We start from the raw sequence: 22,821 nt of genomic DNA on the forward strand, positions 1-22,821 counted from the left end.
TATGCGTATCGCGCTGCCGCTGGTCGCCGCCATGGGCCTCATGCTGTCCGCCTGCGGCGAAACGCCGGCGGAGGCCCCGCCCCAGGCGATGCCGGTCCAGACCATCACCGTGTCCGGCCGTCCCCTGCCCGAGATCATCGAGCTGCCCGGCCGGATCGAGGCGGTGCGCGTGGCCGAGGTGCGCGCCCGCGTGACCGGGATCATCCAGCGCCGCCTGTTCGAGGAAGGCACCACCGTACGCGCTGGTCAGCCGCTGTTCCGCATCGACCCGTCGGAACTGCGCGCGGCGCAGGCCCAGGTCGAAGCCAGCCTGCAGCGCGCCCGTGCGACGGCGGCCAACACCGCCGCCGTGGTGGATCGGTACCGCCCGCTGGTGGAGCAGGATGCGATCAGCCGGCAGGAATATGACGCCGCCGTCGCCGCCAATCGCGGCGCGCGGGCGGACGTGGCCCAGCTCCAGGCGCAGCTGCGCGCATCCAGCCTGCAGCTGGGCTACACCAATGTGACCGCACCGATCTCCGGCCGGGTGGGCCGGGCCGAGGTGACGGAAGGCGCCTTCGTCACGCAGGCGGAAGGTACGCTGCTGACCCGGATCGAGCAGATGAGCCCCGTCTGGGCCACCATCGAACAGTCCGCGGCGGACGTGCTGCGTATGCGCCGGATGGTGGATGCGGGCGAGTTGCGGCTGAACAATCCGGTCCGTGCGGAACTGATCCTGCCGGACGGCAGCACCTATGGCGTCACCGGCACCGTCGACTTCCTGGGTCAGTCGGTCACCGCGACCACCGGCACGGTGCAGCTGCGGGCGGAGTTTGCCAATCCCGAAGGGCTGCTGCTGCCGGGCGAATTCGTCCGTGTGCGGCTGACCGTGGGCGAGATGACCAACGGCATCTCCGTGCCGCAGGGCGCCGTTAGCGTGACGCCGGAAGGCGGATCCGTGTTCGTGGCCGTAAACGGCAAGGCGGTCGCCCGTCCCGTGGTGCTGGGCGAGATGATCAACGGCCAGTGGCTGATCGAAAGCGGGCTGAAGCCCGGTGACGTGGTCATCACCAACAACCTGCAGAAGCTGCGCGATGGCGCGCCGGTGCAGGTGCAGCAGCCCGCCGCCGCGCGTGCGCAGGGGCAGGCACAGCGCCCTTCCCCGGCGCCCGCCGCCACGCAGGGACGCTGATCCATGTCACGGTTCTTCATCGACCGGCCCATCTTCGCATGGGTCATCGCGCTCGGAATCCTGCTGTCCGGCATCATCGCCATGCGCGCGCTGCCGATCGAGCAATATCCTGATATCGCCCCGCCATCGCTGCAGATCACCGCGACCTATCCGGGCGCGGACGCCGCCACGCTGGAGCAGAACGTCACCCAGGTGATCGAGCAGCAGCTGAACGGCGTGGACGGGCTGCTGTACATGAACAGCAGCAGCGAATCGACCGGCAGCGCCAGCATCACGGTGACGTTCGAGGCCGGGACCGACATCGACATCGCGCAGACCGAGGTGCAGAACCGGCTCAGCACCGTGGAAGCCCGCCTGCCCGAGGATGTGCGCCGCAACGGCATCACCGTGCGCCAGTCCAACAGCAACTTCCTGATGGTGGTCGCGCTGACCAGCCGCAGCGGGGAGATGAGCGGCATCGACCTGGGCAATGTGGCGACCCAGCAGGTGCTGGACGAGCTGCGCCGCGTGAACGGCGTGGGCGACGTGCTGCTGTTCGGTTCCGAATATGCAATGCGCATCTGGCTCGATCCGCAGAAGCTCGCCTCCTTCAACCTGTCGCCGACCGCCGTGCTGGCCGCGATCCAGGAACAGAACACGCAGACGGCCGGCGGCCAGCTGGGCGCCAAGCCCTATGTCGACGGGCAGCTGATCAATGCCACCATCGTCACGCAGAACCGCTTCTCCGCGGTCGGACAGTTCGAGAACATCATCCTGCGCGCCGAAACCGGCGGCGCCACCGTGCGCCTGGCCGACGTCGCCCGGGTGGAACTGGGAGCCTTCGATTACGGCTTCTCCTCCACGCTGAACCAGCGCCCCGTCGCCGGTCTGGGCATCCAGCTGGCGACCGGCGCCAATGCGCTGGATGCAGCCGAAGGCATTCGCGCGCAGATGGACAACATTGCCCGCGGCCTGCCCGGCGATGTCGAATGGAGCATCCCCTACGACACCACGCCATTCGTCACCATCTCGATCGAGGAGGTGGTGATCACCCTGATCGAGGCCATGGCGCTGGTGTTCCTGGTCATGTTCCTGTTCCTGCAGAACTGGCGCGCCACCGTGATCCCCACGCTGGTGGTGCCGATCGCCTTGGCCGGCGCATGCCTGGGGCTGTGGCTGGCGGGCTTTTCCATCAACGTGCTGACCCTGTTCGGCATGGTGCTGGCGATCGGCATCCTGGTCGACGACGCGATCGTGGTGATCGAAAATGTCGAGCGGATCATGCACGAGGAAGGGCTGGATCCGGTCCGCGCCACCCGCAAGGCGATGGACCAGATCACCGGCGCCATCATCGGCATCACGCTGGTGCTGATCGCGGTGTTCGTGCCGATGGCGTTCTTCCCGGGTTCGACCGGTGGCATCTACCGCCAGTTCTCGGTCACGCTGGCGATCTCCATCTTCTTCTCCGCATTAATGGCGCTGACGCTGACACCGGCCCTGTGCGCCACCTTCCTGAAGCCGAAGGATGCGGGGCATGGCCCAGCCGGCGAAGGAGACGTGCATGGCACCACGCCGCCGCGGCCGGTCCGGGCCGGCTGGCGTGGCGGGCTGGATCGCGTGCGCAACACCGGTGTCCGCGTGCTGGACAAGTTCAATGTCTGGTTTGCCCGGATGACGGACAAGTACAGCCGCGCGAACGACCGCATCCTGTCGCGTCCGCTGATGGCACTGGCGGCCTTCGGGGCGGTCTGCGCCCTGACGCTGGTGCTGTTCATGCGCCTGCCGACCTCCTTCCTGCCGACGGAGGACCAGGGCGAGATGATCGTGGTGGTGCAGGCACCGCCGGGATCGACCGAGGCGCGCACCGACGAGGCGATCAAGCAGGTGGAAGGCTTCCTGAAGGAGCAGACGGAGGTCCGCGACTTCTTCACCATCCGCGGCTTCAGCTTCTTCGGCCGTGGCCAGAACAATGCCATGATGTTCGTGCAGCTGCACCCATGGGCTGACCGGACCGATCCGGAAAACAGCGCGGGTGCGCTGGTCGGCCGGGCCATGGGCCGCCTGATGCAGCTGGACCAGGCAATCGCCTTCGCCATCCAGCGCCCGCCGATCGCGGCGCTGGGCAATGCCAGCGGCTTCCAGCTGAAGCTGGTGGACCGTCAGGGCGTCGGTCGTGCTACGCTGACTGCCGCGCGCGACCAGTTGCTGGGTGCGGCAGGGCAGAGCGCGATTATCACCAACCTGCGGCCTGACGAACAGGCGCCAACCCCGCAGCTGCGCGTCAATATCGACCGGGTGCAGGCGCGGGCGCTGGGTCTGGCGATCAGCGACGTGAACGCGGCGCTGTCGATCACCTTCGGCTCCGCCTATGCCAACGACTTCACCCGGCAGGGCCGCGTGCTGCGCGTGATGGTGCAGGCCGATGCACCGTTCCGCATGACGCCGGACGACATCCTGGCGTTGCGCGTGCCCAATCAGGCGGGTGAGCTGGTGCCCTTCACCGCCTTCGCCACCGCCGAATGGACTTCCGCCCCACCCACGCTGACCCGGTACAATGGCTATCCCGCGCTGACCCTGTCGGGCGAAGCGGTGGCTGGGGAATCCTCCGGTGCGGCGCTGGCGGAGATGGAGACGCTGGCACAGGATCTGCCGCCCGGCGTCGGCTATGAATGGACCGGCCTGTCCTATGAAGAGAAGCAGGCGGGCGGCCAGATCGGCATGCTGCTGGGCCTATCCGTCATTGTGGTTTTCCTGCTGCTGGCGGCTTTGTACGAAAGCTGGGCCGTGCCGCTGTCGGTGCTGCTGATCGTACCGGCCGGCGTGCTGGGCGCGGTGGTGTTCTCGATCGCCCGCAGCCTGTCGGCCGACGTGTACTTCAACGTGGGCCTGATCACGATCATCGGCCTGGCAGCGAAGAACGCGATCCTGATCGTGGAGTTCGCGATCGAGGAAGAGGCCCGCGGGGAAGGGGTGCTGCAATCGGTGAAGGAAGCAGCCAAGCTGCGCCTGCGGCCGATCATCATGACCTCGCTCGCCTTCATCCTGGGCATGGTCCCGCTGGTGATCGCCTCGGGCGCCGGTGCCGCCAGCCGCATCGCGGTAGGCACGGGCGTCATGGGCGGCATGATCGCGGCCACCGCCATCGGCATCTTCGTGATCCCGGTCCTGTACCTGCTGGTCCGCAAATATCTCAGCCGCAAGCAGCCTGTCGCTGCCGGAGAGATCGACGATCACGGACCCCAGGGTCCAGGCACCCGCCCGGCAGGAGAGCCCGCATGATCCGCCGCCATTCCCTTGCCGCCACCAGCCTGCTGGCCGTGGCGCTGGCCGGTTGCGTCAACCTGGCGCCCGATCACGCCCGGCCCGGCCTGACGACGGAGCCCGCCTATGATCCGGCTTTCCAGCCCGATGGCAGCGTGGTCGCTAGCCGGCTGCCATGGCGGGACTTCTTCGTCGACCCGCGACTGGAAGGGCTGATCGCGACCGCGCTGCTCAACAACCGCAACCTGCTGGCCGCCACCGCGCGGATCGAGCAGGCCCGGGCACAGTACCGCATCCAGGATGCCGCCCGCCTGCCGACCGTGGGAGTGAACGGCACCGCAACGCGAACGCGCACGCCGCTCGGCACCATCCCCGGCTTCGGCACGGGAGGGGTAACCGACGAGCCGGGAGAAGGCGGCGAGGTCGTGGCCGATCCGCCCAGTTCCATCACGCTCAACCGGTATGACGTGAATGTCGGCGTCACCTCCTTCGAACTCGATTTCTGGGGCCGGGTCGCCAACCTGTCGGAAGCGGCACGCGCCACCTACCTGTCGACGGAGGCCGCGCAACGCGCCTTCTACCTGTCGCTGATCGGCGACGTGGCCGACACCTATTACCAGCTGGTGGAAACGCAGGAGCAGATCGCGCTGGCCCGGCAGACCGCGGAAAGCCGCCGCGAAGGGCTGCGTATCGCCGAATTGCGGCTCAGCTCCGGCGTCGAGAGCGCCCTGCCCACCCGCCAGGCGGAGGCCTTGCTGACGCAGGCCGAACAACAGGTCCAGGCGCAGGAACTGACGGAGGCGCAGCTGCGCAACCAGCTGGCCGTGCTGGTCGGCGGCCGCGTGCCGGACATGCTGCCCACCGGCCTGACGCTGGCGGAACAGGAAAACGGGCTGGAGATCGATGCCGGCCTGCCGTCCGACCTGTTGCTGGCGCGGCCCGACATCATCCAGGCGGAAGAGGAACTGCGGGCGGCACGGGCCAATATCGGGGCGGCGCGGGCGGCGTTCTTCCCCTCGATCTCGCTGACCGGCAGCTTCGGCTTCTCCTCCGTGGAGCTGGACAACCTGTTCACCGGCAGCAACCAGGCATGGTCCTTCGGCCCGTCGATAAACCTGCCGATCTTCGACTGGGGCGCCCGCGAAGGCCAGCTGGACTTCGCCCGCGCCCGCGAGGTGGAGGAGGTCGCGCAATACGATCTGGCGGTGCAGAACGCATTTCGCGAAGTGTCCGACGCACTGGCCGGCCGCCGATGGTTGGCGGAGCAGGTTCGGACGCTGGAACGCGGCGTGGTGGCGCAGGAGCAGATCGCCAATATCGCGCGGCTGCGATACCGCGAAGGCGTGGCGAACTTCCTGGAAGTGCTGGATGCCGAACGCAGCCTGTTCAGCGCGCAACAGTCGTTGCTGACCACCCGTCGGGCCTATCGCGCCAACGCCGTCGCACTGTATGTGGCGCTGGGCGGCGGCATGCTGGCGCCCGATGCGGTACCCGCAACGGCGCGCTGACCTGCCAGGGGCAGGACCGCCCGGCCCTGCCCCGCGCCCCTTCCCCAACCGTTGTAGCTGTCACGCCACAGCTGCATGGCGGCAGGACGGTTGCAAACGGCTCCCCATCCTGCGACCGCACCATGCCGGTTGAATAAAGGTGTGTCGCAGCGATGGAAGTTTCACGCAGGCGGATGATCGCCGGACTAGGCGCTGGCGGACTGCTGCTGGGCGCCGGCGGCGGGCCGCTGCTGGCGCAAGGCCCCGCGCTGATCCGCCCCCCGCGCCTGCGCCCCGGCGACACTGTTGGCCTGGTCGCACCCGCCGGGTTTCTGGCCGACCGGACGGAACTGGATCTGGCGGCCGACGCCATGCGGGCAATGGGGCTGGAGCCGAAGCTGGCCGCCAACATCCTCGACCGCCACGGCTATCTGGCGGGGACCGATGGGGCGCGGGCCGCAGGGGTCAACGCGATGTTCGCCGATCCGGCCGTGCGCCTGGTCTTCAGCGTGCGCGGCGGCTGGGGCTCCGCCCGTATCCTGCCGCTGCTGGACTATGCCGCGATGCGCCGCGACCCCAAGCCGCTGGTCGGCTTCAGCGATGTCACCGCGTTGCATCTGGCTCTGCAAGCGCAGGGCGTAGGGTTCGCCACCATCCACGGTCCCAATGCGGCCAGCACCTGGCCATTGACCGCATGGGAGCCGCTGCGCAGCGTGCTGTTCGACGGCGCCACCCCCACTTACGGCCCGCCCGCGCCCGCAACGGACCGGCTGATCGATCGCGCCGCCCGCGTACCCGTATTCGGCACCGGCACGGCGGAAGGGCGGCTGCTGGGTGGCAACCTGACGGTGCTGTCCGCGCTGGTCGGCACGCCCTGGCTGCCCGACTTCACCGGCGCGATCCTGTTCCTGGAGGAGACCAACGAGGCGCAGTACCGCATCGACCGGATGCTGACGCAACTGGGCCAGGCCGGCATCCTGCCACGCGTGGCCGGGGTGGTGTTCGGGCAATGCACCAACTGCACCGATCCCGGCGGCTACGGCAACTTCACGCTGGTGGAGGTGCTGGACCACCATCTGGGTCCACTGGGTATCCCCGCCTTCCAGCTGCCGCTGTTCGGCCATGGCGGGCAGCAGGCGATGCTGCCTGTCGGCGCGCGCTGCCGGATCGATGCGGGAGCGGGCACGATGACGCTGCTGGAGCCGGTGGTAGCCTGACCCCTCGACACCGCCGCCGGCGGCGCTACAAACAGGCGGAACAAAGGGGGAAAGCGTGGTCGCACTGGTATCGACGGTGGCCTATCTCGGGTTGGAGGCGCGGCCTGTGGAGGTGCAGTGCCAGCTGGCGCCGGGCATGCCGCGCTTTGCCGTCGTGGGTCTGCCCGACAAGGCCGTGGGCGAAAGTCGCGAACGGGTACAGGCGGCCCTGTCCGCCATGGGCCTGGCGCTGCCGCCCAAGCGGATCACGGTGAACCTCTCGCCGGCCGACCTGCCCAAGGAAGGTTCGCATTACGACCTGCCGATCGCGCTGGCGCTGCTGGCCGCGATGGGCGTGACCGATGCCGAGCAGCTGGGCGATTATGTCGCGGTGGGGGAACTGGCGCTGGACGGGCGCATCGTCGCCAGCCCCGGCGTGCTGCTGGCGGCACTGCATGCCCGCAGCAGCGAACGCGGGCTGATCTGCCCGGCATCGCAGGGCGCGGAGGCCGGCTGGGCCAGCGGCGTGCCGGTGGTGGCCGCGCCCGACCTCGTCAGTCTGCTGAACCATCTGAAGGGCACCGCCGCCCTGCCCGCCCCGCCACCGGGCGAGGTCGCAGCCCGGCGGCCAGCGCCGGACCTGCGCCAGGTGAAGGGCCAGGAAACCGCCCGCCGCGCGCTGGAGATCGCGGCTGCGGGCAATCACAACCTGCTGATGGTCGGCCCGCCGGGATCGGGCAAGAGCCTGCTCGCCAGCTGCCTCCCCGGCATCCTGCCGCCACTTTCCCCGGCGGAGGCGCTGGAGGTGTCCATGGTCGCCTCCGTCGCCGGCGCGCTGGAAGGCGGACGGATCAGCCGAGAACGTCCGTTCCGCGCGCCGCACCACTCCGCCAGCATGGCCGCGCTGACCGGCGGCGGTGAAAACAGACAGGTAAACTAAGACTCCTGGCCAGAACGTGCGACTGTCTCATGATCGGTGGCGTGCAAAGCGGCCCGAACATGCTAGAAATCAGAGGTATGGGCCCCGTGAACCAGCGCGCCTCTTGTTTGATTACCTGGGCCGCGACGCGAAGATGATAAGCGCCTGGCCTAGACCGGCAGCGTCCGCTTTGAGGTTCAGCCGGATGTCGCCTCGACGGCGAGGTCTGGGTGGGGAGCGGACACTCCTTCTCACCAATAACCGAGCAAGACCCTCTCAACGGAGCGCCACTGGCTGCCAGATCGTTGAAAGGCATAAGCTCCTCTTTGACCTCCCGGAGTGCTGAACCATACGAACGCAAACTCGCCCGAGAAGGCGGGTTTCTTCACGTGCATGCTACATCTCTCGTCGATGATTGCGCCGAATGTCTCGTAGGTGACCTCGGGAGCATCTCGCCAATCGGATTGAATTAGCGCGGCAGCATTTCGAACCTTTGGATCGTTGAACGAACTTGCATGGAGCATGCCGGGAGGCCCCTCCTCATCTTCGGCCTCAATCCGAGTAGTCTGCCCAAGCTCAACGCAGAAGGTCCGACCAGAGAGCTCATTACTTACCACGAAGTCACTGAAAGGATCGCCAGTCTTAACCCATTGCCCGCAGGCGCCCGTGGCGAAGACCGCTGCAATTACTAGAAATCGCCTCATACGCTGAGCTTATCATCAGGGTAAATGTCTGCAACGGGGGCGCTAGCTGCCTGGCAACTTTTCGGCCAAGCCGCGGGAAAGCAGACATCGCACCGCCGCGGGATCGACGTCCGCTTTCGGCTACCTCGGTGCTCATTGCGAGGTACTGACGCAGAGAACGCATTCCGACAGCGGCGCAAGACCCGAACGGCAGAATTGGACCGGCGCGGCGCTTTGATTACCCTGGTCAGCTTTATCAATCAGCTGATGAGGCGATGTGTCCGTTGGCAGAGCGCTTTCGAAATGTCGAAAGTTCATGCAAGAGCCGGTCGATATGTCCGGTTTGGCGTCGACGCGCGCGAAACCGATCGGCGTGCGGAAAGCTGCTCGGCAGGTGAGCGCCTTCATTGGAGGCGTCCCGCCTCACTGAACCCAACCTCTGGCTTGCAATTGACTGCAGGACATATCTCGAGGGACGTTCTCCATGGCCCCTATAAGCGCATCTGCAAACTCCGCTCCAGTTTTGCCGTCGATATAGGCTCCTTCAAACGCCTCAGGGCTCGCGAAGCTTGCTTGAAGTGCTTCGTTCTTGGGAACTGAAAAGAGCGATAATCGATCAATCAAGCTTTTGCGATCTTGCGCGCTCAGCTGGCTATCGGAATTCTCATCACCAACTCGCGCGCTCTCGGCACGCTTGTATGCCTCGACAAATTCGGTGGCGCGCTGCGAAACCTGAAGGCGGGCTTCTAGCCAGTGGGGTCGTATTTCAGTGACTGGGACCAGCTGACAGTCGGCACCGCTGGTGAGCGACAGATTAGCATCAGAGCCGGGATATCTGGCGACATCGAAATTAGCGAGTGCTTGGCGGAGTTGGTTCCACGAAGCATTAAGTTCGTCCAGCCAAGCCGCTGACCGTGAATATGCTACGCGTGCCTGAATATTGTCGGTAATGACTTGAAGTGAAGCGGAGCCATCGGTCTGAGACGCAGCTGTCAGCATTTCGTCGAACTGAGCGAGTGACCGGAACAGGTACCGCGCCTCCGGCGTTCCGCGCGGATGGCGGATCACATTCATTACGACATAAGTGTCATCGCGGACTTCTGACCCGGAGTCGCCATTAAATAGGCGGCCTGTGTTGTGATCTAGCCGCAAACTGTCCCACTCTACTTGAGTGCTACGTTCCTCGACTCTGCGAAGTACGTAACGGCCGGGTTGAAAAGTTGCCATCTCGTTGAGAGGTAACCCGCTATCGGTCGTTGTGGTAAGATGTTGCGGATATAAGACCATTCGATACTCGAACACGATGTCGTCGTTGTTTGTATTTGCGTCGAGCAGAGAACTCCCCAGCTCCAACGCCACGTCTGCGATCCCGGGTAGTGGGTTTGCGATGTTCGACGCTTGTCCGAGGCTAGCCAGTTCCCGCAGAAGGCTCTTCAAGGGACCTGACATCCGATCGAGCTCGAGAAACACGATTTGAATGCCGATGGGCCGCCCTCGGTAGAGCGACGGCGGAATGATGGGCAAAGCGCTGAAGTTCAGCGGCTGCTGCAGATACACGTCTGGCGAGAAATAGACGAGCTTCAACCCTTCGGCCGCCTCAGAGGCTTTTCCATTCTCGTCTGTCCTAGGCCCCATGATCTCCGGAAATTCATAAAAGCGCGAACTGGACGTGGTCGCATCCGCGCTGTCGAACTCGAATGCATTAGCTAGTATCGCTATCTCTGCTGGCTGAGCAAAGCCTTCCTCACCGACAAAGCGACCGATGACAGCCTGTTCCAATGTTATGGAGAAAACGTCTCGATCTGCATCCGCAGTGGCCGTAGAAACGAACGCCTCTCTTGCACCCGAGTAGCGACGAACCAGTCTGGCCGGTGCTAAAGGTGTGTCTTTCGAATTCTGGTCTATTTGGCGTTGAGTAACGGATACTGGTTCAGCGATTCGATAGTCTATCTGCCCAGAATTCTGATCAGGACCGATGCCCAGCGTTGAGCAGCCGCTCAGTATCAGGAAAAGTGCAAAGCAGAAGCCAATGCGAATCATCGCTCTTACCCCCAAGCCATAGTTAAATGTATCTCACACTTGATCCTGGATAAAGTTGGATTTTTTGCGCTGACCTTTTTACAGAATAATCCCTTTATTTCTTAGAATGTTAGATAAAAAGTGCGGGAGTTCGGCCGATCTACCGGAGAGAGCAGCTAACCATCCAAACATCGCCATTAGATCGGCTCTGGGACAACCCGGAAGCGGTCATTATAACGCGGGGCTCGTCGCTGGACGGCGGTGCCGGACGCATACTCCCAAAATGCCTTTGACCCGCCTTCACGGCGTTGGCTCAGGTGAGGTCAGCGTTTGATCGCCGCTCCCGATTTCGATCTTGCTCGCACGGTGCAGCGCCGTCACCCGCTTGACCTGCGCGATGCTGCAGCCGGCCAAGGCGGCCGTGCGCGCGATGCTCATCCCCGCCTCACGCAGACCCACTACCCGGCGGCGGAGGGCGAGGTCAGGCTTGCGCCCGGTATAGCGCCCCGCCCGCTTGGCAATCTCGATGCCCTCACGCTGGCGTTCCCGACGAGTCTCGTACTCGTCACGGGCAGTCTGGAGCGCGACCCGCAGCAGCATGTCCTGCACCGCCTCCAGCGCAATCCTGGCCACGCCTGCGCTGTCGGCCACAAGGTCGGATAGATCGACAATCCCCGGTACGGCAAGCCGGGCGCCCTTCCCCCTGATTGTCGCTACGAGCAGCTCGGCCTCCAGCAGCGGGAGCCGGCTGATTCGATCGATCTTCTCGGCGATGACCACCTCGCCCGGTTGAAGATCTTCGACCATGCGCAAAAGTTCGGGCCGATCAGGCCGGGCTCCTGAAGCCTTCTCGCGGTAGACCGCAGCAACATAATAGCCCGAGGCGCGCGCCGCAGACACGATCGCTTCCTGCCGGGTCAGATCCTGCTGGTCGGTGCTAACCCGCAGGTAGACGCGCGCTGCACGGATCGCGGGTGAATTGCCGTCGGTCATCATGGCTCTTTCGAGTATACCTATCTGAGCCACTGCTGCGGCACCCGGCTCCGAATAGCAAGGGGCGATGCTGTCGAGCCTAGCTAACCTGACCGGGCCTATGTAGCCACTCTGCCCGATTATGAACGGTCCGGTGGTGATTATCGCTTCGCAACTCACCAGATGCCTGTTGGTACAATTTGGTATCTCTGGTACTAAATCCATCTTAGGTCAGGCAGGTCGCTGGGGTGCAGATGGAGGCGCAGAGGGTTAAGATTGTCGATGGGGGAAAGCTTGTCATCCCCGCATCGATGCGCCGCGAGTTGGGTCTCAACACCGGCGATACCGTTCTCGTCGATGTGGACAATGGTGAGTTGCGGGTCAGATCGGTCTCGCGAGCCGTCGAACGCGCACGTGCCATTGTCCGCAAGCACGTGCCTAAAGGTGTCTCGTTAGTTGACGAACTGATCGCGGACCGCCGCCTGGAGGCGGAACGTGAGTAGCAAGATCGTACTCGACGCTTCTGCCCTGCTCTGTCTCCTCAATGACGAGCCCGGCGCCGAGCGCGTGATCGAAGTCCTGACCCGATCCCTCATAGGAACAACGAACCTCGCCGAAGTTGTCTCCAAGCTCCGGGAGCGGGGCCTTTCACTGGACGAGGTACGCGAGGCGCTTGGCGGTCTGCACCTCGATGTCCGACCCTTATCACTTGACCAGGCGATGATCATTGGCGACCTGCGGCCCGCTACAAAGTCGCTCAGTCTATCATTGGGCGACCGGGCGTGCCTGGCCTTGGCTATGGACCTGCAAGCCGAGATGTTCACGACCGACGGTCCACTCGCGAGCGCCGATGTTGGTATCACCATCACCGACGTGCGGCGGTCGACAAAGTAGTCGATTGATTGTGCTATGATTTGCGACTTACAAAGGCCGACCTGCAAGGAGGGCCCATATGGTCGAGGAGCCGAAGCTGAAGCCTTTGAACCAGCGCGATGTCGGCTGCGTTCATACTCTTGATGCCGCTACGCTAGCAGCGATCATGACCGTTGAACCGGCGCCAGAGTGTGAAGATGCGGAGGCGCGGGTTGGTCAACCGATGGCGTAAAGCTTCGGACATAACTGTCCGCGTCCGCTTATAGCTCATATCGGAGATCTGCTTTCCGGCAATGTGGGGGGAAAGCGGTCCGTCCGCTTTGTTAAAGTGGATTTCGGCAATCTGCCCTTCGTTCATCCCGCACCCGCTTCGGCGCGGCTCAGTCCTCCACCACGTCCTCGCCCCAGTCCAACCGTCGCGCGGCCTGCGAGGCCTCGGCGCGCCGGGTCTCCGCCACGATGGCGCGATCGAGGTAGCGGATGTGACCCTCGGCGAACGTGCGGATACGTGCATCGCCGTCTTCAAGCCAGGTGCGCACGCGCGCGAGTTGGTCCTCCAGCCGCTCGACGAAGCCGAACTCGCCCATAACAACGCCGCTGCGCTCCAAGGCGCGACCGACGTCCTCAAGGATGTCGTTGCCCGGCTCGAGCGCGGCGATCGCCGCCTTCGCGACTGGGTCTACCGACATCGCGCGAGGACCTGCCGCGTTGGCTCGACCCGCAAGGAGCGTTGATCACTTCCCAGGGCGCGATGCTCTTGGCGATTAGGGGGGCACGGCGGATGTCCGCCGCGCCTTCCATCCTTCCGATGCGCAAGAAGCTTCTCTAACCACCGCGCGTCGACGATGGATGGGGCCGCGAGCCGAGGATGCCCCAGCGTCAGCCTGCGGCCACGGTCCGATCGCGCGCGCTGGCGATGATCCACTCGGCCACGGCGGACGGAGACGTCCTGTCCTCTGCGAGATGGGCCTGGCTCGTCCGGTCCAGCGTCACCGTTGCTGCCTTGAGCTTGGCCTTGCGCGTCTGATTGCCAGTCCGCAGGTCGCCGAGAACCTTTGCCTCGAACGACAGACGGTTGAGCTGCTCGTCGGTCATGGCGGTGAGCGACGGCGTCGTCCTGATCGTTTGGATCGTGGCCCGGCGCTCGGCTGCTGCTTCGTTCGAAATCTGTTCGTTTGAATTCGTCATGGTACGCTCCATTGCGTTTGGAGCGCGAAGCGAGCGCAAGTGGGCGCGCCAAGCATGACACGCCATGCTTGACAGCAAAAGCCGCTGCGCTAGACCGAGGGTGCTTAAGGGATATCGGATCTCAAGTCGGCCCGTTTCCTGTTACCGCAGGGGCGGGCCGCTTTGCGTTTCGCGCGTGTTTGTGCATCCAAATTCGAGTTTGCTACATCGCGGTCTCCTCCAGCTTCTCGATCCAATCCGCCACGTCGCGTGTCCGGGCGAACGTCGCGCGTCGCCCCGGCAGCTTGAACGTGGTGACCTCTACATGCCCTCGCGACTTGGCCTGGCGAAAGGCGTCCGAGCTCCGGAAGCCCAGATTGCGCCAGAGCGGCTCGCCGCTCAGTAGTGGGCCATGCAGGCGCACGAGCTGTTGCGCGAGCGCGCTGCTTTGGTGGTCGGGTGTAGTTTCGTCTGACACCGTTCTGCCTCGTCACATTCCGGCACGAGCTTGCACCAGTGCTGACGGTCGCGCAAAGCAACGTTAAATCGAGCTCGTTGTTGACATATGGATTCGAAGCAAAGCACTGATAATCGAGAGAAATGGAAGTCACCGCTTGATCAGTACCGAGGGCTGATCTGGACCAGACTCCTATGGCGCCGGTCCGGTTACCTCACTCCGAATCAGTTTGCGCGCATAGTCGACGGCGACTCCAAGTTCCGCCAGAAGTGGCATAACTACTTCATCGGACTGCGCGTGCCGCGCGTCTCTGCAGGACGTGATCCCGTCGAGGTTGCTGAGGCTCTCTGGCCGGGTACGGCTCAGCCGTTCAGGAGTTGCGTGTGGCCCATCCTCAAGGGCCAGACGATCGCTGGCGAGGCGCTTGCCAACGAGATCGCGCGGCTAGGAGGCGACATCACCTTCGCGCTTCTCTCTGGCAAGGGTCGGCACCTCCTTGAAACAGGCGACCAGGCCCGCGGCGTGCGCGCCAATGCGGAGCTGGAGGGGCCTGCGCTGGAACAGCACGCCACCCCGGACGAGGCCGGCCGTGCGCTGCTGCTGCAGGCGGCCGAAGCGCTGCGCCTGTCCGCCCGCTCCTACACCCGCGTGCTGCGCGTGGCGCGTACCGTGGCGGGCCTTGCGGGGGCGGAGCAGGTCGGCCGGGTGCATGTGGCCGAAGCGCTCAGCTACCGTCGGCGGGAGACGCTGGCCTGATGCCGCGTTCTGACGCAAATGGTGGCAATGACACTGCGCCTCACGATACCCGAAGCTCCGTCCGACGCTGATCGGGAGGCGGTGGTCGCCCCGTTGCGGGCCTACAATATCAGCCGGGCAGGCGACCCGCACATCCGGCCCGTGGCCATCCTGTTGACCAGCGAGGACGGCAATCAGGTGGGCGGGCTGTGGGGCAGATGCGCCTATGACTGGCTATTCGTGGAACTGCTTGCCGTGCCGGAGGAGCATCGTGGCGGAGGCCATGGCAGGGCCCTGATGCAGCAGGCCGAGGCGATCGCCCGCAGCAATGGTTGCTTCGGCATCTGGCTTGATACTTACGAGTTCCAGGCGCGCGGCTTCTACGAGAAGCTGGGTTTCGAGATATTCGGCACGCTGGAGGATCATCCTGTCGGACACAGGCACTTCTTCCTCCGCAAGCACCTGGCTCAGGCGTAAGCGTAAGGCCCGCCCGCCGCCAGCGCCGCCTGATAGGCCGGCCGCGCGTGGATCTTTGCCAGCCAGCGCATGGTCGCCGGGCGGCTCCCGTCCAGCCCGGCACGCTGCATGCGGCCTCCAGCGGAAAGCTCATCATCACGTCGGCGGCAGTGAAATTGTCGCCCGCGAACCACGGGCGCACCGCAAGCTCGGCCTCGACATAGTCCAGATGCACGTCGATCATCGGCTGCACCTTGCGCTGCGCCGCGCGGCCGAACAGCGGCACCCGCCCCAGCACCAGCTTCAGCAGCAAGGGCGGCATCAGCGATCCCTCGGCGTAATGCAACCACTGGCGATACAGCAACGCCGCCGCGCGCGGCCCGGGCGCACCCAGCGCCCCACCCTTGGCGACAAGATATTCGACGATCGCACCGGTCTCCACCAGCGTGCGGGACGTGCCGGCATCATCGTCATCCACGATCACGGGCGACTTGCCCAGCGGATGCACCGCCTTCAGTTCGGGCGGGGCCAGCATGGTCCGCCTGTCCCGCTCGTATCGCTGCACGCGATAGGGCAGGCCGAGCTCCTCCAGCAGCCATAGCACCCGCTGCGACCGGCTGTTCTCCAGGTGATGCACGGTGATCATGGGGCTCTCTCCGGGTCAGAACCGCAGCAGCGGCAGCAGGGACGAACGGTCATCCGTCCACGTCTCCGCCGCCGGTGCCGGCAGCGGCCCCCACGCGCCGGGCCGGTCGCCGCGCATCCGGTCAAGCGCGGCCTCGTCCCGAGAGAGGGCGATCCAGATGGACGGGCTCAGCCCTGCGCCTTCCCCCGGATCGTCGCGCCGCACGCCGCGCCAGCCGCCCGCCCGCGCCTGCGCGGCGATCTCCGGCGAAAGGTCCAGGTATCGGTTGGAGATATGCACCAGCAGCAGGCCGTCATCCGCGACAGCGCGGCCATAGGTGGCGAAGGCCTCCTGCGTCAGCAGGTGCACGGGAATTGCGTCGGAGCTGAATGCGTCGACCGCCAGCAGGTCCAGCCCGCCAGCCGGCTCCTCGACCAGGCTCAGCCGGGCATCGCCGATCACCACGCGGGCTTGCGGCGCGCAATCGCCCAGGAAGGTGAATACCCGCGCTTGTGAATAGTCCAGCACCTGCGGGTCGATCTCGAAGAAGGTCCAGCGCTGCCCGGCGCGCCGATAGCAGGCCAGTGTGCCCACCCCCAGCCCGACCACGCCGATCCGCGCCTCCGGCGCCGCGGCGCGCAGCGCCAGGCCGACACCGCTGTCCGGACCGTAATAGCCGGTAGGCGACAGGCGGCGGGCCGGATCCAGCCATTGCTCCCCATGCATGGTCGTGCCGTGGTTCAGCCGGCGCAGCCGGCCGTTCTCCACATCGGTGATGCTGTACACGCCGAAATAGCTGCGCGTGCGCGCTCCGTTGGCGCTGAGCGCCAGGGTCGAGACCCCGCCATGCCCCAGCAGCAGCAGCGCGAACACGGCGGCAAACGCGGCGCGGTGCCCCGTCACCGCCACGCCCAGCAGCACGATCGCGGTCACGAACAGGAAGATGTCCGCGCCATTGCCCGCCTCCACCGCCACGGCCAGCCTCCAGGCGAGCAGCGCCGCGACGATCACCAGCGCCGCCGCGATCAGGTGCCGTCGGCGCCCCGCCTGCCAGTACCGGCCCACGCGCGTCACCAGCGCCGCCTGCGGGATCAGCAGCGCGGCGGCGAGCAGCAGCAGGGGGTGCTCGTACACCCAGTCGAACAGGACGGGCGCCAGCAGCGCCGCGAAGATCCCGCCCAGCGCGCCGCCGGTCGCCAGCACGAGGTAGAACAGCGTGAGCTGCGTCGGCTCCGGCCGCAGCAGGTACAGCCGGCCGTGCAGCGCCACCGCCAGCACGAACAGCAGCGCCACCATGGCCAGCGCCACCGCCGGATTGGCCTGCCCCCCGCTGATCATCGCCAGCCCGCCGATCATCAGCAGCAGCACCGGGGCATAGCGGTTCAGGATCGCCAGCCAGATGCTGTCGCCCGCGCTGAAGGCGACGGTGAAGGACAGCAGATAGGCCGCCAGCGGGATGACCCACAGCAGCGGCATGGCCATCAGATCGGTCGTCAGCAGCGTGGTGGTGGACAGCAGCAACCCCGATGGCACCGCCGCCAGTGCCAGCCACAGCAGCAGGGTGCGCGGCGGCACCGGAGCGACAATTGCGCGGGTCGATGGCTCGGCCAGGGCGGGCGCGTTCCAGCGGGAGGCGGCGGCAAGCGCCGCCAGCACCACCAGCAGCGCGTAACCACCCGCCCACAGCGCGGTCTGCCCGCTGACGGCATAGGCCCGCTCCAGCCAGAAGGGATAGGCGATCAGGCCGGCAAAGCTGCCCAGATTGGACACGGCATATAACCGGTATGGATCGCGCCCTTCCGCCCCGGCGGCATACCAGCGCTGCATCAGGCTGGACTGCGCGGACAGCAGCAGGAACACCGGCCCTACCGTGGCAGCGAACAAGGCCGGCACCCACAACACTTCCCATCCGGGCACCGGCGCCGGCAGGTCGACCAGCTGCAGCGGCAGTGTCACCCCCGCCAGCACCAGCAGCGCCAGATGCACCAGCGCCTGCCGCCGCACGGGCCAGCGGGACAGCAGGTGGGCATAGAAATAACCCGCCAGCAGCAGCAGCTGGAACACCACCATGGCGCTGTTCCACACCCCTGGCGCCCCGCCCAGCAGCGGCAGCGCCATGCGCGCTACCATCGGCTGCACCAGGAACAGCAGAAGGCTGCCGGTGAAGACGGTCAGGACAAACAACGGGAGACGCGCCTTGGCGGCGGACAGGCTGGCTTCGGACACGCCCCTGCCTGCCGCGCATGGCCGGCGGTCGCAAGCGCGGAATGCATCAGGGGTGAAGCGGGAGGACCGGAGAGGCGCGAATTGCCGGGCTGGCAATGACTGCGTTACAGACGGGCGGATAACTCACTCCTGTCACCCCGGACTTGATCCGGGGTCCCGCTGTTTGACGCTGCGCCGCAAGGTGAAGCGGGGTCCCGGATCAAGTCTGGGGCGAGATGGCGGGAAAGGGTGGGGAGCGGAACAGCGGCTTAGCGGCGCCGGGTGGTAGAAAGGGTCGTCCGTTGGCCGAGCTGGTTCATGCACATCCCGAACAGAACTGCCGCGCTCAAATTCAACGAGCACGGGGCGCAGCATTATCGCAGCGCCGTTTTTTCAGGATTTGAGCAGGTTGCATGACTTGCGCACCAGTTCCGTGCGCCTCATGTCCGCTTTGCCGCCGGTGGCAAGGCCGTTGCCCCTGGCCTCCAGCCGCGCCATCAAGCTTCGATGTTCGACGATGTTCCGCCCCAGTTCTGGCTGCTGATCGCGATCGCAATCGTCGCGGTGGTTCCGATCCGCTACATCGGCCGGCACATGGCCCATGACCCGCGCCGACGGGACATCACCCTTCCGGCCGAGGATCTGGAATGGCGCACACCGGCCCAGCTGACCCGCAGCGTGGCGCTTGTCGCCGTGCTCGCACTTGTGGCGATCTTCATCTTCACACCCCAGGCGGAACAGTTCGCACGTTCGCCCGCCTTTCTTCCTCTTTTCTTGGCTGTCTTTGGTGGATACGCCCTTCACACCGTCTGGCGCGGCATAGTGGACGGCCGCATCGAACCGATGAGCCGGGGCCGGTCGTGGGAGTTCTCTAGGGCGGAACAGCCGAAGCGCTTCTGGGCGTCCGTCGTCTGGAATGCACTCATCGGCTGTTTTTGCCTGTCCTTACCGATGTTCATGATGCTGGAGCGGGATCGCGACACCTGCTTCCGGGCGGACAGCGAGGCAGACGCACGCACCGCCCTGCCCGCCTGCGATGCCTGGGTGGCCGCTGCCGACGATGCGGAGGAACGGGCCGAGGCCCAGGCCGCGCGGGGGCAGGTTCATTACTGGCTGGGCAATGATGCGCTGGCGCTGGCCGACTATTCGGCCGCGATCCGCGCCGATCCGCAGGATTCCTATGCCCTCTACAATCGTGCGCTGGTGCATGAGCGGACCGGCGACATTGCGTCCGCGATGAAGGACTACAACCAGTCGCTGATGATCCGCCCGGACGATGCCGATGGCTATGGCAATCGCGGTCGGATCCTGCTCGACATGGGCGAGCTCGATGCGGCGATCATCGATTTCACCCGAGCGCTCCGCTTGGACGAAGCGAATATCGACGCGCTCGGCAATCGTGGCATCGCCCATGCCTGGAAGAACGACCGCATCGCCGCGCTGGTCGACCGCGACCGGGTCGCCGCGCTCGATCCCGGCAATTTCGCACTGAGCCGCATCGATACCATCCTGGCGCTCGCTGCCGGGGATCTGCCCACGGCCGCCGCACAGCTGACAGCCCGGCTGCAGGCCGCCCCGGATGACGAATGGGCGCTCTGGCAACGGGGCCACGTCTACTGGAAGATGGGCCAGCACGATCTGGCTCGAGACGATGACGACCGGCTTAGCCGGTTGAGGGAGTTGAACGGGAAAGAGGTGAATGCGCAGGAGGTGCGGTGAAACCGCCCTACCCCAGCCGCCCCTCATCATCCACCAGCGTCACCTGCCCGTCCCACGCCCACAGCACCAGGTTGCGCGCATCGGCCGGCGCGCCGCGGGCGTAGCTGGGCACGACCAGCCCGGCGAAGCCTGCCGCGATCAGCCGCTCCGCCAGATCCTGCGTCGGCACCGCGCGCCCCCCCAGCGTCGCATCCTGCCACGCCGGGTTGGCCAGCAGTTCCGGCGTGGCGCCATGCTCGGCCAGCACGGCGGTGTCGGTTCCGTCCACCAGCGGCCCGACATCGGCCCGCAGGCACACCAGCGTGGTCGGCTGCAGCAGCCCCACCCGGTTCGCTTCCCGGATCGCCGTATCCGGCGCCAGCGAGGTATACAGCGCTGCGCGCCCGATCCGGTTGAACCGCCCACCGAACCGCGCCGCGCCCTCCCCCGACAGCGGCGTGCGCGCCCAGACCGGGTTCAGCGCGCGATACAGCAGCCCTTCGTAATGCACTGCCTCAGGCTTCAGGCGTAGACGCCGGCATCCACCGCATCGACATAGCGTAGCACATCATCCGCCCGGTTCTCGTGCACGAGCTGCATCGCGGTGCGGTTGTCGAAGCCGGACAACGGCTCCGACCGGTACCAGGCATAGGCCAGCAGCGGCGATCCGAAGCGGGTCTCCACCTTGTTCAGGATCTCCACCATCTGCCGCAACCGCCGCTGCGTGCGGTCGGACGCGATCCGCTCCTTGCGCTGCACGGCATCCTTGCCGAGGCCAAGCGAGCGCGCCAGCTCGTCACTGGTGGTGCGCAGCACGGCGGCGATCTTGCGCGGGGCGAACTGGCCATGGTCGGTATAGGCGGCGAGAGCCATGCGATGTGTCCCAAGGTTTCTGACGCAGATATATGCCAGATCTGGCGGCAGGCAAGCCGGATTGCGCCTGCGCCCTGCAATCACGCCTGGTCAGGTCGCCGCGCCGCGAACCGGAATGCCCCGCATCCGCTCCATCAGCATGACGACCTTCTTCACCGCGGATACCCATTCCGGCGATCACCGCACGATCAACATCTCGCGCCGCCCCTTCCCCGAAATCGCCAACTTGGATGCCCACCTGATCGGGCGCTCGAACGCCACTGTCGCCGGGTGACACCGTCTGGCACCTGGGCGATGTCGCCCGCCGCGCTGCCGACGTGCCCGCCTTGCTGGCCCGGTTGCACGACACCAAGCACCTGCTGCGCGGTAATAACGACCCCGACGCTACGCTCGGCGCCGCAGGCTGGGCCAGCACCGCCGACTCTGCCGAGATCGAGGGGAAGGCCACGCCCTGATCCTGTGCCATTATCCGTTCCGCAGCTGGAACGCGCAGCACAGGCGCGCGCTCAAACTGCTTGGTCACAGCTACGGCCGGCTGAAGGCGATGCCGCGCCAGTTCGATGCCGGCGTGGACGTGCCCTCTGGTCCGGCTACCCGACGAAAAATGCCAGCCCTGAAGCGACAGCGGCACCTCCCGAAGTGCGCGAGGCAATTTTCGCCAGCGACTATCACGAGGCGGATCGACGGGCGCTGAAGCTGCAGGGCCCTTGCAGCCAAAGCTATGCTCCGTTGGGCGACCTCATTGTGAAGATGCACCATCCGGAACAGGCGAGGGAATACCGGCGTGAACAACAAGCAAATCATAAAGAGAGACAATGCTGAAGATCACCTTGGCCGCCACGGTATCCTTGCTGGCGCTGGGCATCCTGACAGTGGTGCCGCGGACCACGCCGGTATCGATCGACAACAGCTCCAGCGAATGGCTGCCGAGCGCGAACCTCCCCTACGATCTGACGGACGACCTGCCGGCCGACGCCATCCTGATGCAGGCTGGCCGGACGGGGATTTAAAAACAATCATTTTGCTTTCCTGAACCGGCTGGGTATGCTGCCTTGACCGCGCTGCCATGTGCGGGAGGGAGAGGAAGTGTGCACCAGCCGTCCAGGCACCTCGGCGTGTCGGCACTCGGCATTGACTTCGGTGGTACGAAGATCGAGGCCAATCTGCTCGACCCGGGCGGCGATGTGCTCTGGCGACAGCGGGTGCCAAATCCCGGCAGCTATGACGCGGCGATCCAGGCCATCGCCGATCTGGTCGCGCAGGCCGATGGAGAGGCTGGTGCGCGCTGCACCGTGGGCATCGGTGCCCCCGGCTCCCCATCGCCACTGACGGGCATCATGCGCAATGCGAATTCGGTGTACCTGAATGGACGCGCCTTCGCCGCCGACCTGGAAAGCGTGCTGGGTCGGTCCATCCGGCTGGCCAACGATGCCGATTGCCTCGCCGTGTCGGAGGCGACGGATGGCGCGGCCGCCGGCGCGCGGTCGGTCTTCGCCATGGTGATCGGCACGGGCGTGGGCGGTGGGCTGGTGCTGGAGGGTGCCGGCATTGCCGGCGCGCATGGCATCGCCGGTGAAATCGGCCATGTCCCGCTGCCCGGTGCCGGCACGCTGGCGGAGGAAAGCGATCCGCCGCCATGCTGGTGCGGCCTTGCCGGCTGCTGCGAGACCTGGGTGTCGGGTACCGGCTTTGCCCGAGCCTTCGCCGCGCGCGCCGGCCGATCGCTGGCCGCGCCTGCCATCATCGCCGCCGCGCGTGCCGGCGATGCGGAAGCCGCGGCGGAGCTCCACGCCTACACCGACCGGTTGGGTCGGGTGCTGGCGATGGTCGCCAACCTGTTCGACCCGGAGGTGATCGTGCTGGGCGGGGGCATGTCCAACGTCAGCGAACTGTACCCCGCGCTACCCGTGATCGTGCGCCACCACACGTTTTCGGACCTGTGGGACGGGCGCATCGTGCCGGCCCGCTGGGGCGATGCCTCCGGCGTGCGTGGCGCGGCGCGGCTGTGGGCCGCCGGGGCGGCAGCCGCGCACGCCTGATCCTGC

23 protein-coding genes and 3 pseudogenes are annotated in these 22,821 nt (G+C 65.9%); 16 read left to right on the forward strand and 10 right to left on the reverse strand.

The genetic code is table 11. The features are described 5' to 3' along the window. The first annotated feature begins 1 nt into the window (after position 1). From D5S08_RS13660 to D5S08_RS13680, 5 genes and pseudogenes are all read left to right on the forward strand, one after another. Complete coding sequence (locus D5S08_RS13660; RefSeq protein WP_121119512.1) at positions 2-1,171, forward strand: efflux RND transporter periplasmic adaptor subunit; 1,170 nt, start codon at positions 2-4, stop codon at positions 1,169-1,171. 3 nt (positions 1,172-1,174) lie between these two features. Continuing rightward, positions 1,175-4,429 (forward strand): efflux RND transporter permease subunit, encoded by a 3,255-nt coding sequence (locus D5S08_RS13665; RefSeq protein WP_121119514.1) that lies wholly within the window; start codon positions 1,175-1,177, stop codon positions 4,427-4,429. Further along, on the forward strand, positions 4,426-5,919 hold the full coding sequence (locus tag D5S08_RS13670; RefSeq protein WP_121119516.1) for an efflux transporter outer membrane subunit: 1,494 nt from the start codon (positions 4,426-4,428) through the stop codon (positions 5,917-5,919). Before D5S08_RS13665 ends, D5S08_RS13670 begins: the two co-directional genes overlap by 4 nt. Before the next feature lie 152 nt (positions 5,920-6,071). After that, positions 6,072-7,115 carry a S66 peptidase family protein gene (locus D5S08_RS13675; protein WP_121119518.1) on the forward strand — a complete coding sequence of 348 codons (1,044 nt, stop codon included), beginning with the start codon at positions 6,072-6,074 and terminating at the stop codon, positions 7,113-7,115. A gap of 55 nt (positions 7,116-7,170) precedes the next feature. Next, positions 7,171-8,013 (forward strand): annotated as a pseudogene (locus D5S08_RS13680) (YifB family Mg chelatase-like AAA ATPase); the annotation flags it as partial. A gap of 836 nt (positions 8,014-8,849) precedes the next feature. Here the strand turns inward: D5S08_RS13680 and D5S08_RS16480 are convergent. The 3 genes from D5S08_RS16480 to D5S08_RS13685 form a co-directional block, all read right to left on the reverse strand. Then, positions 8,850-9,104 carry a hypothetical protein gene (locus D5S08_RS16480; RefSeq protein ID WP_126665567.1) on the reverse strand — a complete coding sequence of 85 codons (255 nt, stop codon included), beginning with the start codon at positions 9,102-9,104 and terminating at the stop codon, positions 8,850-8,852. A 15-nt stretch (positions 9,105-9,119) separates the two neighbouring features. After that, positions 9,120-10,736: a hypothetical protein gene (locus D5S08_RS16485; RefSeq protein ID WP_126665568.1), complete on the reverse strand. Its 1,617-nt coding sequence runs from the start codon at positions 10,734-10,736 to the stop codon at positions 9,120-9,122. Positions 10,737-11,015: 279 nt separating this feature from the next. Further along, positions 11,016-11,711, reverse strand: a complete 696-nt coding sequence (locus D5S08_RS13685; RefSeq protein ID WP_175578945.1) for a recombinase family protein — start codon at positions 11,709-11,711, stop codon at positions 11,016-11,018. Positions 11,712-11,941: 230 nt separating this feature from the next. On the opposite strand from D5S08_RS13685, the gene D5S08_RS13690 reads away from it, so the two are divergent. The 3 genes from D5S08_RS13690 to D5S08_RS16730 are packed head-to-tail and all read left to right on the forward strand — an operon-like array spanning position 11,942 to position 12,792. After that, the gene (locus D5S08_RS13690; RefSeq protein ID WP_121119522.1) at positions 11,942-12,190 is read left to right on the forward strand and encodes an AbrB/MazE/SpoVT family DNA-binding domain-containing protein; all 249 of its coding nucleotides are present in this window, start codon (positions 11,942-11,944) and stop codon (positions 12,188-12,190) included. After that, positions 12,183-12,581 (forward strand): type II toxin-antitoxin system VapC family toxin, encoded by a 399-nt coding sequence (locus D5S08_RS13695; protein WP_121119524.1) that lies wholly within the window; start codon positions 12,183-12,185, stop codon positions 12,579-12,581. Before D5S08_RS13690 ends, D5S08_RS13695 begins: the two co-directional genes overlap by 8 nt. Before the next feature lie 58 nt (positions 12,582-12,639). Further along, positions 12,640-12,792 carry a hypothetical protein gene (locus D5S08_RS16730; RefSeq protein ID WP_155522977.1) on the forward strand — a complete coding sequence of 51 codons (153 nt, stop codon included), beginning with the start codon at positions 12,640-12,642 and terminating at the stop codon, positions 12,790-12,792. Positions 12,793-12,940: 148 nt separating this feature from the next. Here D5S08_RS16730 and D5S08_RS13700 read toward each other — a convergent pair whose 3' ends face one another. The 3 genes from D5S08_RS13700 to D5S08_RS13710 form a co-directional block, all read right to left on the reverse strand. Then, on the reverse strand, positions 12,941-13,249 hold the full coding sequence (locus D5S08_RS13700) for a hypothetical protein (RefSeq protein ID WP_121119526.1): 309 nt from the start codon (positions 13,247-13,249) through the stop codon (positions 12,941-12,943). 190 nt (positions 13,250-13,439) lie between these two features. Then, positions 13,440-13,760 (reverse strand): hypothetical protein, encoded by a 321-nt coding sequence (locus D5S08_RS13705; protein ID WP_121119528.1) that lies wholly within the window; start codon positions 13,758-13,760, stop codon positions 13,440-13,442. 190 nt (positions 13,761-13,950) lie between these two features. Then, entirely contained in the window at positions 13,951-14,205 is a 255-nt protein-coding gene (locus D5S08_RS13710) for a hypothetical protein (RefSeq protein WP_121119530.1), read from the reverse strand. A 501-nt stretch (positions 14,206-14,706) separates the two neighbouring features. Between D5S08_RS13710 and D5S08_RS17170 the strand changes: the two are divergent. Together D5S08_RS17170 and D5S08_RS13720 are read left to right on the forward strand one after the other, a co-directional pair. Further along, positions 14,707-14,940: pseudogene (locus tag D5S08_RS17170) on the forward strand (magnesium chelatase subunit ChlI family protein); the annotation flags it as partial. A 27-nt stretch (positions 14,941-14,967) separates the two neighbouring features. Continuing rightward, a complete protein-coding gene (locus tag D5S08_RS13720; protein ID WP_121119583.1) occupies positions 14,968-15,396 on the forward strand; it encodes a GNAT family N-acetyltransferase in 429 nt (142 codons plus the stop codon). Here the strand turns inward: D5S08_RS13720 and D5S08_RS13725 are convergent. After that, positions 15,387-16,021 (reverse strand): annotated as a pseudogene (locus D5S08_RS13725) (glutathione S-transferase family protein). The gene D5S08_RS13720 and the pseudogene D5S08_RS13725 sit on opposite strands and share 10 nt — an antisense overlap. A 15-nt stretch (positions 16,022-16,036) precedes the next feature. Beyond that, complete coding sequence (locus D5S08_RS13730) at positions 16,037-18,226, reverse strand: spermidine synthase (protein WP_121119534.1); 2,190 nt, start codon at positions 18,224-18,226, stop codon at positions 16,037-16,039. Positions 18,227-18,712: 486 nt separating this feature from the next. Between D5S08_RS13730 and D5S08_RS13735 the strand changes: the two genes are divergently transcribed. Further along, the gene (locus D5S08_RS13735; RefSeq protein WP_121119536.1) at positions 18,713-19,924 is read left to right on the forward strand and encodes a tetratricopeptide repeat protein; all 1,212 of its coding nucleotides are present in this window, start codon (positions 18,713-18,715) and stop codon (positions 19,922-19,924) included. Between the two features lie 7 nt (positions 19,925-19,931). On the opposite strand, the gene D5S08_RS13740 is transcribed toward D5S08_RS13735, so the two are convergent. After that, complete coding sequence (locus D5S08_RS13740) at positions 19,932-20,414, reverse strand: RES family NAD+ phosphorylase (RefSeq protein WP_121119538.1); 483 nt, start codon at positions 20,412-20,414, stop codon at positions 19,932-19,934. 11 nt (positions 20,415-20,425) lie between these two features. Next, on the reverse strand, positions 20,426-20,776 hold the full coding sequence (locus D5S08_RS13745; protein WP_121119540.1) for an antitoxin Xre/MbcA/ParS toxin-binding domain-containing protein: 351 nt from the start codon (positions 20,774-20,776) through the stop codon (positions 20,426-20,428). Positions 20,777-20,915: 139 nt separating this feature from the next. On the opposite strand from D5S08_RS13745, the gene D5S08_RS17365 reads away from it, so the two are divergent. From D5S08_RS17365 to D5S08_RS13760, 5 genes are all read left to right on the forward strand, one after another. Further along, the gene (locus tag D5S08_RS17365; protein ID WP_277750419.1) at positions 20,916-21,050 is read left to right on the forward strand and encodes a metallophosphoesterase family protein; all 135 of its coding nucleotides are present in this window, start codon (positions 20,916-20,918) and stop codon (positions 21,048-21,050) included. A gap of 43 nt (positions 21,051-21,093) precedes the next feature. Then, on the forward strand, positions 21,094-21,231 hold the full coding sequence (locus D5S08_RS17175; RefSeq protein WP_241557415.1) for a hypothetical protein: 138 nt from the start codon (positions 21,094-21,096) through the stop codon (positions 21,229-21,231). Positions 21,232-21,235: 4 nt separating this feature from the next. After that, a complete protein-coding gene (locus D5S08_RS17500) occupies positions 21,236-21,598 on the forward strand; it encodes a glycoside hydrolase N-terminal domain-containing protein (RefSeq protein ID WP_206610350.1) in 363 nt (120 codons plus the stop codon). Continuing rightward, positions 21,592-21,786, forward strand: coding sequence for a hypothetical protein (locus D5S08_RS13755; protein ID WP_121119544.1), 195 nt, complete (start codon positions 21,592-21,594; stop codon positions 21,784-21,786). Before D5S08_RS17500 ends, D5S08_RS13755 begins: the two co-directional genes overlap by 7 nt. A gap of 105 nt (positions 21,787-21,891) precedes the next feature. Next, on the forward strand, positions 21,892-22,815 hold the full coding sequence (locus tag D5S08_RS13760; RefSeq protein ID WP_121119585.1) for an ROK family protein: 924 nt from the start codon (positions 21,892-21,894) through the stop codon (positions 22,813-22,815). The last annotated feature ends 6 nt before the right edge of the window (positions 22,816-22,821 follow it).

This window comes from Croceibacterium ferulae (genome assembly GCF_003660445.1).
GTDB lineage: Bacteria > Pseudomonadota > Alphaproteobacteria > Sphingomonadales > Sphingomonadaceae > Croceibacterium > Croceibacterium ferulae.

Excerpts from the sequence above, each read along its gene's own strand:
- D5S08_RS13660 (WP_121119512.1), top strand. The coding sequence starts at position 2 with ATGCGTATCGCGCTGCCGCTGGTCGCCGCCATGGGCCTCATGCTGTCC.
- D5S08_RS13665 (WP_121119514.1), top strand. The coding sequence starts at position 1,175 with ATGTCACGGTTCTTCATCGACCGGCCCATCTTCGCATGGGTCATCGCG.
- D5S08_RS13670 (WP_121119516.1), top strand. The coding sequence starts at position 4,426 with ATGATCCGCCGCCATTCCCTTGCCGCCACCAGCCTGCTGGCCGTGGCG.
- D5S08_RS13675 (WP_121119518.1), top strand. The coding sequence starts at position 6,072 with ATGGAAGTTTCACGCAGGCGGATGATCGCCGGACTAGGCGCTGGCGGA.
- D5S08_RS16480 (WP_126665567.1), bottom strand. The coding sequence starts at position 9,104 with ATGAAGGCGCTCACCTGCCGAGCAGCTTTCCGCACGCCGATCGGTTTC.
- D5S08_RS16485 (WP_126665568.1), bottom strand. The coding sequence starts at position 10,736 with ATGATTCGCATTGGCTTCTGCTTTGCACTTTTCCTGATACTGAGCGGC.
- D5S08_RS13685 (WP_175578945.1), bottom strand. The coding sequence starts at position 11,711 with ATGATGACCGACGGCAATTCACCCGCGATCCGTGCAGCGCGCGTCTAC.
- D5S08_RS13690 (WP_121119522.1), top strand. The coding sequence starts at position 11,942 with ATGGAGGCGCAGAGGGTTAAGATTGTCGATGGGGGAAAGCTTGTCATC.
- D5S08_RS16730 (WP_155522977.1), top strand. The coding sequence starts at position 12,640 with ATGGTCGAGGAGCCGAAGCTGAAGCCTTTGAACCAGCGCGATGTCGGC.
- D5S08_RS13700 (WP_121119526.1), bottom strand. The coding sequence starts at position 13,249 with ATGTCGGTAGACCCAGTCGCGAAGGCGGCGATCGCCGCGCTCGAGCCG.
- D5S08_RS13705 (WP_121119528.1), bottom strand. The coding sequence starts at position 13,760 with ATGGAGCGTACCATGACGAATTCAAACGAACAGATTTCGAACGAAGCA.
- D5S08_RS13720 (WP_121119583.1), top strand. The coding sequence starts at position 14,968 with ATGACACTGCGCCTCACGATACCCGAAGCTCCGTCCGACGCTGATCGG.
- D5S08_RS13735 (WP_121119536.1), top strand. The coding sequence starts at position 18,713 with ATGTTCGACGATGTTCCGCCCCAGTTCTGGCTGCTGATCGCGATCGCA.
- D5S08_RS13745 (WP_121119540.1), bottom strand. The coding sequence starts at position 20,776 with ATGGCTCTCGCCGCCTATACCGACCATGGCCAGTTCGCCCCGCGCAAG.
- D5S08_RS17365 (WP_277750419.1), top strand. The coding sequence starts at position 20,916 with ATGACGACCTTCTTCACCGCGGATACCCATTCCGGCGATCACCGCACG.
- D5S08_RS13755 (WP_121119544.1), top strand. The coding sequence starts at position 21,592 with ATGCTGAAGATCACCTTGGCCGCCACGGTATCCTTGCTGGCGCTGGGC.